The 13779-nt window shown below is 44.7% G+C and carries 13 protein-coding genes; 10 read left to right on the forward strand and 3 right to left on the reverse strand.

Annotated features, from left to right (window positions below; translation table 11 throughout):
• Window positions 1-22: 22 nt before the first annotated feature.
• Together dnaB and alr are read left to right on the forward strand one after the other, a co-directional pair.
• On the forward strand, window positions 23-1429 hold the full coding sequence (gene dnaB, locus NE536_RS08340) for a replicative DNA helicase (protein ID WP_106649436.1): 1407 nt from the start codon (window positions 23-25) through the stop codon (window positions 1427-1429).
• A gap of 102 nt (window positions 1430-1531) precedes the next feature.
• A complete protein-coding gene (gene alr / locus NE536_RS08345) occupies window positions 1532-2608 on the forward strand; it encodes an alanine racemase (RefSeq protein ID WP_261272402.1) in 1077 nt (358 codons plus the stop codon).
• A 564-nt stretch (window positions 2609-3172) separates the two neighbouring features.
• On the opposite strand, the gene NE536_RS08350 is transcribed toward alr, so the two are convergent.
• Window positions 3173-3637: a chemotaxis protein CheX gene (locus NE536_RS08350; protein ID WP_006083037.1), complete on the reverse strand. Its 465-nt coding sequence runs from the start codon at window positions 3635-3637 to the stop codon at window positions 3173-3175.
• Between the two features lie 555 nt (window positions 3638-4192).
• On the opposite strand from NE536_RS08350, the gene NE536_RS08355 reads away from it, so the two are divergent.
• The 5 genes from NE536_RS08355 (at window position 4193) to NE536_RS08375 (ending at window position 9238) form a co-directional block, all read left to right on the forward strand.
• A complete protein-coding gene (locus tag NE536_RS08355; protein WP_261272403.1) occupies window positions 4193-6385 on the forward strand; it encodes a TonB-dependent receptor in 2193 nt (730 codons plus the stop codon).
• A gap of 99 nt (window positions 6386-6484) precedes the next feature.
• Entirely contained in the window at window positions 6485-7159 is a 675-nt protein-coding gene (locus NE536_RS08360; protein WP_220591984.1) for a Fe2+-dependent dioxygenase, read from the forward strand.
• 229 nt (window positions 7160-7388) lie between these two features.
• Entirely contained in the window at window positions 7389-8393 is a 1005-nt protein-coding gene (gene dusA / locus NE536_RS08365) for a tRNA dihydrouridine(20/20a) synthase DusA (RefSeq protein WP_261272404.1), read from the forward strand.
• Window positions 8394-8602: 209 nt separating this feature from the next.
• Entirely contained in the window at window positions 8603-8893 is a 291-nt protein-coding gene (locus NE536_RS08370; protein ID WP_006086053.1) for a hypothetical protein, read from the forward strand.
• A 144-nt stretch (window positions 8894-9037) separates the two neighbouring features.
• The gene (locus NE536_RS08375) at window positions 9038-9238 is read left to right on the forward strand and encodes a PspC domain-containing protein (protein ID WP_261272405.1); all 201 of its coding nucleotides are present in this window, start codon (window positions 9038-9040) and stop codon (window positions 9236-9238) included.
• Window positions 9239-9375: 137 nt separating this feature from the next.
• On the opposite strand, the gene NE536_RS08380 is transcribed toward NE536_RS08375, so the two are convergent.
• The gene (locus NE536_RS08380) at window positions 9376-10113 is read right to left on the reverse strand and encodes an enoyl-CoA hydratase (protein ID WP_006083031.1); all 738 of its coding nucleotides are present in this window, start codon (window positions 10111-10113) and stop codon (window positions 9376-9378) included.
• Window positions 10114-10146: 33 nt separating this feature from the next.
• Here NE536_RS08380 and NE536_RS08385 point away from each other — a divergent pair, with 33 nt between their 5' ends.
• The 3 genes from NE536_RS08385 to NE536_RS08395 are packed head-to-tail and all read left to right on the forward strand — an operon-like array spanning window position 10147 to window position 12349.
• On the forward strand, window positions 10147-10629 hold the full coding sequence (locus tag NE536_RS08385) for a copper chaperone PCu(A)C (protein WP_261272406.1): 483 nt from the start codon (window positions 10147-10149) through the stop codon (window positions 10627-10629).
• 11 nt (window positions 10630-10640) lie between these two features.
• A complete protein-coding gene (locus NE536_RS08390; protein ID WP_006083029.1) occupies window positions 10641-11609 on the forward strand; it encodes a DUF2333 family protein in 969 nt (322 codons plus the stop codon).
• A 2-nt stretch (window positions 11610-11611) separates the two neighbouring features.
• The gene (locus NE536_RS08395) at window positions 11612-12349 is read left to right on the forward strand and encodes a TIGR04219 family outer membrane beta-barrel protein (RefSeq protein ID WP_006083028.1); all 738 of its coding nucleotides are present in this window, start codon (window positions 11612-11614) and stop codon (window positions 12347-12349) included.
• Window positions 12350-12438: 89 nt separating this feature from the next.
• Here NE536_RS08395 and tolC read toward each other — a convergent pair whose 3' ends face one another.
• A complete protein-coding gene (gene tolC / locus NE536_RS08400; protein WP_063882267.1) occupies window positions 12439-13746 on the reverse strand; it encodes an outer membrane channel protein TolC in 1308 nt (435 codons plus the stop codon).
• Window positions 13747-13779: the final 33 nt, after the last annotated feature.

Here is a 13779-nt window from a genome sequence, read left to right on the forward strand (position 1 = left end):
TTGTTGGAAATCGGGAGCGTTAATGTCACAACAAGGTGCTTTTAAGCCTAAAAGTAAGCCAAGAGATTTGCAGCTTGATGGACTCAAGCTGCCACCGCATTCCATTGAGGCTGAACAATCGGTATTAGGCGGCTTGATGTTAGATGCCGAAGCGTGGGACAGGGTAGCTGAGGCCGTCGTAAAAGATGACTTTTACTCCCGTTCACACAAGATGATCTTCTCTGCCATGCACAGATTGGTCGATTTGGGGCAGCCGATCGATTTGATCACGGTTTCTGAACAGCTCGAAGTTGAAAATCAATTAGAAGATGCCGGTGGTTTTGCCTATTTAGGTGAAATTGCCAAAAATACCCCAAGTGCGGGCAACATTTTATCCTACGCTGAAATCGTCCGTGAACGTGCTGTCGTTCGTGACATGATCCGCGTCGCGCACGAAATTGCCGATGCGGGTTACAACCCAGAAGGCCGCGACTCGGGTGAATTACTCGACCTTGCTGAGAGTAAAGTCTTTAAGATCGCTGAGATGCGAACCAATGCCAACGAAGGTCCCGAAGGCATTAAAACCATTCTAGAAAAAACCGTCGATAAGATTGAGCAGCTTTACAATAACCCCCACAACGGTGTGACTGGGGTGTCGAGCGGCTTTAACGATCTGGATAAGATGACCGCTGGCTTCCAGTCCGGCGACTTGATTATCGTTGCGGCGCGTCCTTCTATGGGTAAAACCACCTTCGCGATGAACTTGTGCGAACAAGCCGCAATGAATGAAGACAAACCTGTGCTTATCTTCAGTCTCGAGATGCCGTCAGAACAGATTATGATGCGTATGTTGGCCTCCTTGGGCCGCGTCGATCAAACCAAAATCCGTACCGGTCAGCTCGATGATGAGGATTGGGCGCGGGTTTCATCGACCATGGGTATCATGCTCGAGCAAGGCAAAATGTATATCGATGATGGTTCGGGCTTAACGCCAACTGAAGTTCGTAGCCGCGCGCGTCGTATCGCCCGTGAATACGGCGGCCTGTCGATGATCATGATAGATTACCTGCAGTTAATGCAGGTGCCCGCCTTGAAAGATAACCGTACCTTAGAGATTTCTGAGATTTCACGCTCGCTCAAGGCATTAGCTAAAGAGTTGGAAATTCCGATTATTGCTCTGTCACAGCTTAACCGCTCGCTCGAGCAAAGGGCTGATAAACGCCCGGTAAACTCGGATTTACGTGAATCGGGCGCTATCGAGCAAGATGCGGATCTCATCATGTTTATTTATCGCGATGAAGTGTATAACAACGATTCTCAAGATAAAGGTACGGCTGAAATCATTATCGGTAAGCAACGTAACGGCCCGATTGGTCGAGTGCGACTCACCTTCCAAGGGCAATTTTCGCGCTTCGATAATTATGCCGGACCTCAGTTTGAAGAAGACTAAATTGACGTTTGAAATAGTCAGTTTGTGTTTGCGGAAGATGAGCTGTGTTGATGTATTTTTTATCTCCGTGACTTTTTATTTCCTGAGTAAGCAAGGTAAATTTTGAACCCTTTTCCCCGTGCAGAAATTAGCAGTAGTGCACTGCAAACCAATCTCGCTGCGTTGCGTCAACAGGCCCCAGCGAGTCGCGTGATGGCCGTCGTTAAAGCCAACGGCTATGGCCATGGATTATTGAATGTCGCCCATTGTTTAGTCAGTGCCGATGGCTTTGGCTTAGCCCGATTAGATGAAGCCTTAGAATTACGAGCGGGCGGCGTGACAGCGCGTTTGTTATTGCTGGAAGGTTTTTTCCGCGCCACCGATTTACCTTTGCTCGTCGGGCATGATATCGACACTGTGGTGCACCATAGTTCTCAGCTGGAGATGTTGGAGCAAACTGTGTTGTCTAAGCCTGTGACTGTTTGGCTGAAAGTGGATTCAGGCATGCACCGCTTAGGCTTTACACCCGAGCAATTTTCAACGGTTTACGCAAAGTTAATGGCCTGTCCCAATGTGGCAAAACCGATTCATTTAATGACGCATTTTGCCTGTGCAGATGAGCCTGATAATAGTTATACCTCAGTGCAGATGGCGGCTTTTAAGAGCTTAACGGCTGGCTTGCCCGGATTTAGAACCTTAGCCAACTCCGCGGGTGCCTTGTATTGGCCGCAAAGCCAAGGCGATTGGATCCGTCCGGGAATCGCCCTCTATGGTGTCTCACCCGTCACGGGGGATTGCGGTGCGAATCACGGACTCGTACCTGCGATGGAACTGGTATCACAGTTGATTGCGGTGCGGGATCATAAAGCCAATCAGCCAGTGGGTTATGGTTGTTTTTGGACCGCGAAGCAAGATACTCGTTTAGGTGTCGTCGCAATTGGTTATGGTGATGGTTATCCCCGTAATGCACCGGAAGGTACACCTGTGTGGGTCAATGGTCGTCGCGTACCCATAGTTGGTCGCGTCTCTATGGACATGTTGACGGTCGATTTAGGCCAAGATGCGCAGGACAAGGTTGGCGATAGCGCTTTGTTGTGGGGTAAAGCATTACCTGTAGAAGAAGTCGCTGAGCATATTGGTACTATCGCTTATGAATTAGTCACTAAGCTCACTCCAAGAGTCGCGGTTTGTTTGGCTTAGTTGAGCTTTGATAACTTTATCTCGTGATGTTACCTCCATGAGTTAGACTCACGGGTTTAGTCTTCTCCTAGGCATGGTTTCGTCGACCTAGTCTCGTGAAATAAACCGCCTTGGCTTAAGCGAGTTAAGCTCAAAATGCAGCATTATAAAAACGGTGTCTTAAACACCGTTTTTTTTATTTGTGGTAATCCTAGAATAAAGTTCCGTGATGAATCACTAGCATTATCCTTGCATTGGCTGACAGCAGTGAATAAAACCCTGTTACCTGCTAGTCCCTAGTTTGTTATTTGTTGAACGAGTAGGGCTTAGATAAGCGAATTTCACTTAAGTATTCATGTGTTGGCAGGGTGACTCGATATGTTTACGGATAGAGCCGTGCGAGTTGAACAGGTCTTAGACACAAATGAGAAAGTAGATGAACAGTAGCGGTATATTCAGATGATGTTAAACCAGCCGTTCTGATCTTTGTTATCTGGCTTTAAATAAGCGAATGAAACATAAGAACCAGAGCGACAGGAGCGTTAATGTCATTTGAGCCATCTTGGCTTAGTACATTATAAGTTATTAGTTTTCAAAACATATTTCGATATAAGCAGTCCCATGTGGGCTGGTAAATGGCATAATAATCTTAGTGCCATTGGCTTTATGGGAAATGGTGTGGCCTTTTCCTGACACGACCATAGGGGTGGCCATTTCAAATTCATAGCCTTTTTGACCCAATAGATTTTTTGCGCCACCAGTCACCATATTGGTAATTTCACCCACTAAGTCAGTCACTTCCTCGTTAATTTTACCCGGGTTTTCGCCCAGCATATTCTGCATTATCTGCAAAACTAGCTTTTGTTCGAAGGTAATCGATAGTGATCCTTTTGTTTGAGGGCCAACGAGTCCAATAAGGCCTGACACATCCCCCTTTGCTAAGTTATCTGATTTGATTTGAGGTTTGCCCGGCGTCAAATCCATGCTCGCCATAGTTGAGATGACATTGAGCAGAGATTGGAGGAAAGGATTAATAAAATTAACGTTCATGCCTAAGTTTGTCCTCTTTTGAGCCTAAACCATGGAGTAATGGCATGGCTTAAGGCTATTAGAAAAGTTGCTTATTGACAGCAATCTTGATCACACTCTTCAGCTTAGATGACACAAATGGAAATGTGAGGTTAATTTCACTATTTTCTTGTTATTTAGCGTAAAGAGCTTTCCATGAAAATGCTTAAAACGATACTGCAACAGCACATTTTTACATGATATCCACTCAGGTTAGAAGATGGATTTCAATCTAAAGGTTGATAGTGCTGGTTATTATACTGCAAATTGAGGATCACGGTCATTTCAGTAGACGTTTAAAGTTTTAATGTTAAATTTCTTTATTTACAAATAATTATGAAATCTTAACCATAAATTTAGCTCAAATGATGCCTGTAGCATTTAACGATGATAAAAGCTGAAACTGTGATTTACATTAAACTTGAATGTAAATGATAATAATTATTGATCACATAAATGATTTTACATATATTAGCGGGCGATTAACAGGTGGGGGACATCTGTTACAGGGTTTAGTCCGCAACAGGAATGCTTTTAATGAAATTTGCAAAACGCCGCAATGGTCGAGTCGCACTCGGCGCCCACGTTTTAGGTTCGTTAACTATAGGTATGGCTGTATCAGCTACCCCTGCAATAGCAGCGGAGCAGGCACAAGTCGCTGGTAAGAAAGTCGAACATATTGAGGTTAACGGCGAATATTTGGGTTACAACACGCGCAAAGTACAGTCTGGTAAATTTACTGATGATCTGCTCAATAGCGCTAAAACTGTCACTGTGATTAACCAAGATTTGATCAAAGACATGGGGGCACAAAGTTTTACCGATGCTCTGCGGGCAACCCCTGGTATTACGCTTGGTACGGGTGAAGGTGGTAATCCCTACGGTGACAGACCGTTTATTCGTGGTTATGACGCTCAATCTTCGACGTTTATTAATGGTATGCGAGATGTGGGTTCCCAGAGCCGTGAGACTTTTAACATCGAACAGATCGAGGTGCTGAAGGGGCCGAGTTCTGTTTATAACGGCCGCGGTGCTGTTGGCGGCAGCATCAATATTGTGACGAAAAAAGCTCAAGCAGAAGATTTTATTAATGCGGATGTGGCGATTGGTACTGATTCCTTAAAACGCACGAGTCTTGACGTTAACCATGTAATTGCTGATGAAGCTGCGGTGCGGGTGAATCTAATGGCGCACGATGCCAATACACCGGGTCGTGATGAAGTCTCTGGTAATCGCTGGGGCATTGCACCCTCAGTGACCTTTGGTTTGACGACACCCACTAAGGTGACGTTGGAATACTATCATTTTGAAAATCATGACATACCTGATTATGGGATCCCCTATGATCAAGCAACTGGTGAGCCTGCCGATGTCGATCCTAATAATTTTTATGGCTTATTGTCGCGGGATTTTCGCGATAATAATGACGACACAGCTTCAGTGCTGATAAGCCATGACTTCAACAATGACATGCAATTTACCTCGACCTCAGTGTATAGCCGTAATACCAATTATTACATTGTGACCAACCCCGATGACACGACAGGCAATGTCGCCAATGGTTATGTCTGGCGTAATACTAAATCGCGCCACTCAGTGACTAAAACGCTCGCAACCCAATTACAACTGGCGGGTGAGGCTAAACTGGCTGGATTCACCAACCGTTTTGCGATTGGTACTGAGTTTAGCAACGAGCGCACCAGCAACTTAAGTTATACGGTCGATACGGGGAATGGTCGTAATGCGGGTTGTAATGATGCACTGCTGGCTAATTACAATTGTACTTTGCTATCTAACCCTAACCCTCACGATCCTTGGGTCGGCAGCGTAACACTAGGGACTGATGCTACTGTAACCGAAACAGACACTCGCTCAGTTTATGCTTTCAATACCATAGAGTTGAATGAATCTTGGATGATTAACGGTGGCGTACGCTGGGATGATTACAGCACTGCTGCACAGAACTCGACCTCATCACTATCCAATGACGATGATTTTTTAAACTACCAGCTATCAGTGCTGTATAAACCTGCGGTTAATGGCAGTATCTATGCGGCGTGGGGCACATCTTCGAATCCGCCAGGAACATCTAATGGTGATGGTTCAGATCGTCTTGGTAGTAACAATGAAGATTTAAAACCTGAAGATACTGAAAGTTACGAGCTAGGTACTAAGTGGGATCTCTTTAGTGGCCGTTTATCGCTAAATGGTTCAGTATTCCAAATCGAGAAAAACAACGCTCGCGTTGCGACTTCTGCTGATCGCAATTCACCGCAAGAAAACGTCGGTGAGCAGAAAGTGAAGGGCTTCGAAATTGGTTTTTCAGGTGATATCACTGAGCATTGGCATGGATTTGGTGGATACACCTATCTTGATGCTAGTCTAGAAAGTAATGGATTTAATGCCGCTTTCGATGGCAATCGTTTCCCTAATACGGCCAAAAATAGCATCAGTTTATTTACGACTTATGACATTACTGAGCAGTTAAATGTCGGAACTGGCGCCTACTATATGGGTCAGGTTTATGGTAATACCGCCAATACCTTATCGATTCCTTCATACTGGCGTTTTGATGTGGTTTCATCTTACAAGATGAATGACTTTCTGACCCTGCGCTTGAATGTGCAAAACCTAACGGACGAGCGTTATTACGATAAAGCCTACACTGCGCATTTTGCTAACATGGCGCCCGGACGTTTGGTCATGCTCAGTGCCGATATGCATTTTTAATGTCAGTCATTAGCTAATGGTACGGCAGCCCTCGGGCTGCCTTTTATGTTTTATAAACGCTATAAGTCATACTGTATTTTTGCCCTATGGAACCCTGAGATGCTGATTGAAATTCCTAATGTTTTCTCAAAACAAGAAGTGAGTCACTTACGCGAACAGTTAGATGCCCGCCGCTGGATAGACGGTAATCAAACCTCTGGCGCAATGGCGACAACCCGTAAACGGAATCAACAGTTAGACAAAGACGATCCCGTGGCTATTCGCATCGGTGAGCTGATTATGGAACGCTTACTGGCCCATCCATTATTTGTATCGGCGGCCTTGCCATTACAGTTTTATCCTCCCTTATTTAACCGTTATCAAGGCGGAGAAACTTTTGGTTATCATATTGATAATGCAATTCGCTCGACAAACGAGGGTATGGTGCGTACCGATCTTTCTGCGACCTTGTTTCTCAGTGAACCAGAAAGCTATCAGGGCGGCGAATTAGTAATCCAAGATACCTATGGTCAGCAAAGTATTAAGCTTGCTGCCGGCTCATTAGTTTTGTATCCCTCGACGAGTTTGCATCAGGTAACTCCTGTAACCTCGGGAGAGCGTACCGCTGCCTTTATGTGGTTGCAGAGTATGGTGCGTGATGAAGGTCAGCGCCGTTTGCTATTTCAACTTGATCAATCGATTCAATCTTTGACAGCACAAACCACGGCAGAACAAGAGTTGTTTAATTTGACGGGGATTTACCATAACTTACTCAGGCGTTGGAGCGAGCTATAGTTTTGGCTCAGAGACAGGCTTCAATTCCAGCTTAAACTCCCCAAAGTGGTCAGTTTAGGATATAATCCGCTAGCTCTGAGGGGCAATAAAACAGTAAACGTTAACTCGTTTACTGTTTTTCCATTTTTAAGCTTAAGGTTTATTGGTAATCTGCGGCTTAAATTAAGGTTCTTTACCCTTCTAAGCGATAACTTACTGGCAAATTTTAATTACTTGAGTCGATAGTAACGTGTTGAAAAATAATCTTAATGATGGCCTACTGCTCGACCGCACCTTTTCCATTGCGCCCATGCTGGATTGGACTGATCGCCATTACCGTTATTTTGCGCGTTTGATGTCGGCTAATGCATTGTTGTATACGGAAATGGTGACGACTGGGGCGATATTGCATGGTCGTGGTGACTACTTGGCATATAACCAAGAAGAACATCCTTTGGCGTTGCAGTTAGGTGGCTCTAATCCTGTCGATTTAGCGCGTTGCGCTAAACTCGCGGCTGAGCGTGGCTACGATGAAGTGAACCTCAATGTGGGTTGTCCTTCCGATCGAGTGCAGAATGGTCGCTTTGGCGCGTGTTTGATGGCTGAACCTGAATTAGTGGCTGAGTGCGTTGATGCCATGAAGCAAGTGGTTGATATTCCTGTGACTGTTAAGACACGTATCGGGATTGATGAACAAGACAGTTATGCGTTTTTAACCCAGTTTATCGATGTGGTCAGTGCAAAAGGGTGTACGGATTTTACTATTCATGCCCGTAAGGCTTGGCTTCAAGGCTTGAGTCCGAAAGAGAATCGCGAGATCCCGCCGCTCGATTATGAGCGTGTATATCAACTCAAGCGTGATTATCCCGCGCTCAATATTGGTATTAATGGCGGGATCACCACACTTGAGCAAGCGCAACTCCATTTAGCGCAGCTCGATGGCGTGATGATGGGGCGTGAGGCCTATCAGAATCCTTATATTCTGGCGCAGGTAGATCAAATTCTATGTGGCAGCCAAAAGGCGGTGATCAGCCGTGAGGATGTGATTGAGGCTATGTTGCCTTATATCGAAGCACATTTGCTGTCGGGTGGGCGACTCAATCATATTACTCGCCATATGATAGGGTTATTCCAAGGCTTACCGGGTGCCCGTGCGTGGCGTCGTTATTTGAGCGAAAATGCCCATAAAAACGGCTCTGGGATAGAAGTGGTAAAGCAGGCCTTTCAGAATATTCAGGCTGAAGTTACAGAGTAATTCCACTCGACTTAAAAGATGGTGAAATTTACTAATTTGAGTAGTATTTTTCACCACTTGTTATTTTCCAATCCATCCCTATATCTCATCTTGTCCACATAAAATTTTTTAAAATGATTAAAATCATAATCTTAAAAATATTTTTATAAGTTGGCACGCAGTTTGTAATACTCCTTTCGTCAAGTTAATTAATCGAAAGGGATGCCATCATGTTTACGTTAACCATTAAAAAATCAGTACAAATGAGTGTGTTATTAGGTGCGTTAGTCGGTAGCGTTGCAGTACACGCAGAAGCCGCGCCAATATCGGATGTTGTCGGAACCATTGAGCAAACGCTAACTACCCAAACACAAGAAATGTTAGTCAGTGCTAAGCGTGAGTTTGTGATGTCATTGCAAACACAGCTCGCTGAAAGTATTTATGACTTCAACAGTCAACTTGGCTTAAGCGCTGAGAATGAAGGTGAGTCGGCAAGTGCCGATGAATATAGCGCTAAGTAGGGGATCTGCTTATGTGGTTTGTAGCACCTTTAATGACTTTGCTACTGTTACCTGTAATTAGTCTTGCGTTGTTTTCAGGCATTATTTGCTGGTTTCAGTGGCATAGTGATAAATAAATTACAATCAATTGAGTCGAGGTTTGAGATGAAACGAGTAAAAGCACGTATGGAGAGCCCAGAGCGATTAGTGTGTGGTGTTGCCGCTGGTATGGCATGGAAATTTGGTTGGACTTGCTTTTGGACTCGATTGGTGTGGGCTGGCGCGACGGTATTTATGCCTGGCGTGAGTTTGTTGATTTACTTTGTTTTAGCACTGTTAGTTGATCAATGGAAAAGACCCGTTTAAGCCTGCAGTGATGCTTATATTTGAGGCTTGTCTTGATTGAGAAATTGAAAGAATATTTTAAAAAATAGGGTGTTAAACCTATCAACAAGAGGGCACTTTGACCCTCATGCGACATGTATGTGCATACTGCTTGCAGACTACTTCTTCAAAAAAGCCTGAAATCTGCTCTTGGCTTCATCACTTTTTAGCCTAGCGCTAAATTGTTCTAATTCTTGATGCATTTGGTGTTGTACACGATTTTTATGCGGACGCATTAATTGACGTGTGATTTGTAGTGCTTGTGGCGGTTGATTTGCCAACTTTTTAGCCTGAGACAATGCATAACTGAGTAGATCTTCATGGGCCACAATTTCGTTGATCATATTGAGTCTGTGGGCCGTCTCGGCATTAAAACTTTCGCCGAGTAGCAATAGCTCTGCCGCTTTTTGATAACCCACTAGTTCTGGTAACAGTAGGCTAGCGCCCGCTTCTGGCACCAGTGCCAAGTTGACGAAGGGCAGTTGAAACTTCGCCGTGTTATCGGCGTATACCAGATCGCAGTGCAGTAGTACGGTAGTGCCAATGCCGACGGCGGCGCCAGAAACGGCGGCAACCAGCGGTTTTTTGAGTTCCAGCAGGCAAAATAAGAAACGAACAGCGGGGTGATTTGGCCCTAAGTCACTATTTTTCAAAAAGTCTGCAACATCATTGCCTGAGGTGAAGCAATTATCTTGGCCATGGAGCATAAAGGCACGAATGTCGTTGTCTGCTTCACCTTCGATCAGGTATTCTGTCAGTTGTTTATACATATTAAGATCAAGTGCATTGCGTTTATCGGGGCGATTAAAGCTGATAATACGTACGCCCTGATCATCCTGAACCTGTATATGACTCATGGGTTGTTTCCTTTACGACGACATTGGGTAGACATGGAGTTTAAGACATTGAAACCAATATTCAAACAGCTGTTTAATTGTCTAGTTTTATCTTGTGCATCATTTTCAGCGTTGGCGAGCGTGATAGTGACCGAAGGTCATGTACGCGCCATGCCTGAGACAGTACCAAATACTGCCGCCTACTTTACGCTTGAAAACCACACAGATAAAGCGGTTCGTCTTATCGGCGTCAGTACTACTGTGGCAAAGGATGCCCAATTACACACGATTATCGAAGATCAAGGCATGGTGAAGATGCGCCATGTTGAAGGTTTTGATATCCCATCCCATGGCACATTAACGTTAACGCCGTCAGGGGATCACGTCATGTTGCTAGGCTTAAAAGCGCCATTGATGTTAGAGCAGCAAGTTGAACTGCAATTAGAGTTTGACGATGGCGAGAAAATGGCGATTACACTGCCTGTTAGTAAAGAAGCAGAAAACGCCGCAGAGCAAGAGCATCATCACCATCATTAAGGAGTCGCTTGATGCAAATTACATGGAAAAAAGTTACCGGTGTCGGTTTATTTTTAGTATTAATCGGTTATGGCCTGAGTGTGTGGTGGAGTATCGAGCCCGATCCTATCAATCCTCAACAATTGACGGCTACCGATAAAAATGTGGTCGGATACGCAACCACCACTTCGCTGATCCTCACGGTCGAAACATTACTGGATAAACAAGGCGGTTGGTTATCAAACGATGTGATGCCACCTTCTATCTTTATGGATAACATGCCCGCATTTGAATACGGCGCATTAGAACAAGCCCGCGATTTAGCCTTGATTATGCGTAAAGAGTTTAGTCGCTCGCAGTCACAATCGGCAGCGGATAAAGATTTAGGCGAAGCCCAATCTAAGCTCAATATCGATCACACTAGCTGGTTAGTGCCAAGTGCCGAAAGCGAATACCGCGATGCCATTAAATTGCTGAAGCTGTACCGTGCTCGCATGATGGACCCTAATAATCAAGATGCACAGTTTTATGCCCGCGCCGACAACCTCAATGAATGGTTGAAAGAAGTGCAAAAGCGCCTGGGCAGCATGTCACAACGTTTATCGGCCAGTGTTGGCCAAGAGCGTTTAAATACCGATTTAGCCGGCGATAATGCGGCGCGTCAATCCACACCTAACTTGGCAAGCCATCAGGTGAAAACCAGCTGGTGGAAAATTGATGATGTTTTCTATGAGAGTCGTGGTGCTTCATGGGCCTTGCTGAACTTTATGCGCGCCGTTGAAGTTGATTTTGCCGACGTCTTAAAGAAGAAAAATGCTGAAGTGAGCCTAAGACAGATCATTCGTGAACTGGAGGCGACTCAGCAAACTGTCTGGAGCCCTGTTGTGCTTAATGGCAGCGGTTTTGGCTTAGTCGCTAATCATTCATTGGTTATGGCTAACTATGTATCCCGTGCGAATGCCGCGGTGATTGATTTAACGAACTTGCTATCTCAAGGTTAATTATGAAAAAAACTCTCCTCGCCAGTGCGGTATTAGGATTATGCATGGCCACATCAGCCCAAGCGGCAACTGTGGTCGGTTTCACAATTGGCGGTGACTACTGGCGCGCCGATACTAGCGGTACTTTTGCCGATAAAGGTCAACCACAGCAAACATTTGATTACAGTTCATCGGCTCAAGGTAGCTACTGGATTGCGGTTGAGCATCCATTGCCATTTGTCCCTAATATTAAAATCCGTGAAAATAGCTTAGATCAGAAAGGCAGCATGTCAGGTGCTGATTTCAACTTCAATGGTCATGATTTTAAAGGTAATGTGACTGCTTATACCGATCTAAGCAACACAGATTTCGTGCTGTATTACGAAATATTGGATAACGACATAGTGTCATTGGATCTCGGTGCTGCTTACAAGTTAATGAATGGCTCCCTGCGCGTGCAAGACCCTGGTCACCCTGAAGAGAAAGATGTCGATAGCGGCATTGTGATGGGTTATGCCAGTACGCATGTGGGGATGCCTGGCTTAGGCTTGTACGGTTTTGCTGATTTGATGCAGGGCGTAAATGAATCAAGCGTTCACGACTATGCGATTGGTTTAGGCTGGCAGTTCGATGGTTTGGCTGTCGATACCCGTGTACGTGTAGGCTACCGTGAGTTTTTATTCGACGTGAGTAACTTCTCGGGTGTGAGTGCCGATACTAAATTTAAAGGTTACTTCGCAGGTGTTGAAATCAACTTCTAATCTGTTGATTTAGCGTTTGAGTATAAAAAAACCGCCTATCGGCGGTTTTTTTATCTGACAACTTTTATAGCTGAGAACCGAGAGTGAGATTACTCTGCAATTAAGCCATTGTTGATGGCAATCACGTCATCTTCATTCAATGTACCCGCAGCTTGCTTCAAGGCAATGACCGAGTTGATGTAGCTATAACGTGCATCTGATAGCTTACGTTTTGAGTCGTACAAGTCACGAGTACGGTTCAATACGTCAACGATAGTACGCGTACCGACTTCGAAACCCGCTTGAGTGGCTTTCAGTGCACTTTCTGATGAAATAACCGATTGCTCATAGGCTTTGATTGAACTGATAGAAGCGCCTACGTTGTTGTAGTTATTACGGACGTTTTTCACTACACCGCGGTAAACTTGTTCAAGTTTTTCACTCGCTTCAACATATTGAAATTGCGCTTGATTAACTTGTGAACTCACTTTAAAGCCTTCGAAAATCGGAATACTTAAGTTGACACCGACACTGACGTTATCAAAGTCAGGCTCATTGATATTTCCGGTTTTTTGCTCAAGACCTTTGTTGTAACCTGCATTCAAACTTAAAGAAGGCATGTGGCCTGCTTGATAAAGCTTAATGGTTTCTTGAGCGATATCTTTACCGATACGTTGAGTCATCAAATCGACGCTATTGGTTTCAGCAATCTTTAACCATTCGTTTGAAGATGTTGGCGCTGGCGTAACGGCAGAGAAACGGTTGGTATCTAACACGTTAATTGTCTTGTGATCGATGCCAGTGATTTCACGTAAGGCTTCATAGCTATTAGCGAGTGTGTTTTCAGCTAAAATTTCAGTGGCTGAGGCTAAGTCATATTGAGCTTGGGCTTCATGCACATCGGTAATTGCGGTTAAACCCACAGCAAAACGTTGTTTAGTTTGTTCAAGTTGACGTTCGATCGCGCGTTTTTCTGCACCTTGGAACTCGTAGTTGTCTTTCGCCGTTAATACGTTGAAATAGGCTGTAGTGATACGAGTAATCAGGTTTTGTAATGCTGAAGCATAGGCAGAATCAGCTTGAGAAGCGGCTTTCTCAGCAAGGCTTAAACCGACCCAAGCACTATGATCATAGATAACTTGATTTAATTTCAGGCTACCTACTAGACCGCTTGAATCATCCTTAGGATCATTCCAAGCTTTGTCATAACCGACGTTTGCACTAATGGTTGGCAATAGCGGAGCACGGTTTTGTTCGATTTTCTCAAATAAACCATTACGCTGGGCTTGGGCTTGTAATACGAGCGGGTCGCTGGTCAGTGCTTGTTGATAAATTTGCAACAAATCATCTGCTTGTACCGCTGAAGCGGAAGCCGCAAGTGTTAATGCTGCGCATAAATTATGGATCTTAAATTTCATTTGCTGTCCTTATTAGACAAAATCCCCCCACGG

It is taken from the genome of Shewanella septentrionalis (genome assembly GCF_025370265.1).
Taxonomy (GTDB): domain Bacteria; phylum Pseudomonadota; class Gammaproteobacteria; order Enterobacterales; family Shewanellaceae; genus Shewanella; species Shewanella hafniensis.

Bases quoted from the DNA above. Each gene is read 5' to 3' on its own strand.
- dnaB (WP_106649436.1), top strand. From the start codon at position 23: ATGTCACAACAAGGTGCTTTTAAGCCTAAAAGTAAGCCAAGAGATTTG.
- NE536_RS08350 (WP_006083037.1), bottom strand. From the start codon at position 3,637: ATGAACGTTAATTTTATTAATCCTTTCCTCCAATCTCTGCTCAATGTC.
- NE536_RS08355 (WP_261272403.1), top strand. From the start codon at position 4,193: ATGAAATTTGCAAAACGCCGCAATGGTCGAGTCGCACTCGGCGCCCAC.
- NE536_RS08360 (WP_220591984.1), top strand. From the start codon at position 6,485: ATGCTGATTGAAATTCCTAATGTTTTCTCAAAACAAGAAGTGAGTCAC.
- NE536_RS08370 (WP_006086053.1), top strand. From the start codon at position 8,603: ATGTTTACGTTAACCATTAAAAAATCAGTACAAATGAGTGTGTTATTA.
- NE536_RS08375 (WP_261272405.1), top strand. From the start codon at position 9,038: ATGAAACGAGTAAAAGCACGTATGGAGAGCCCAGAGCGATTAGTGTGT.
- NE536_RS08380 (WP_006083031.1), bottom strand. From the start codon at position 10,113: ATGAGTCATATACAGGTTCAGGATGATCAGGGCGTACGTATTATCAGC.
- NE536_RS08385 (WP_261272406.1), top strand. From the start codon at position 10,147: ATGGAGTTTAAGACATTGAAACCAATATTCAAACAGCTGTTTAATTGT.
- NE536_RS08390 (WP_006083029.1), top strand. From the start codon at position 10,641: ATGCAAATTACATGGAAAAAAGTTACCGGTGTCGGTTTATTTTTAGTA.
- NE536_RS08395 (WP_006083028.1), top strand. From the start codon at position 11,612: ATGAAAAAAACTCTCCTCGCCAGTGCGGTATTAGGATTATGCATGGCC.
- tolC (WP_063882267.1), bottom strand. From the start codon at position 13,746: ATGAAATTTAAGATCCATAATTTATGCGCAGCATTAACACTTGCGGCT.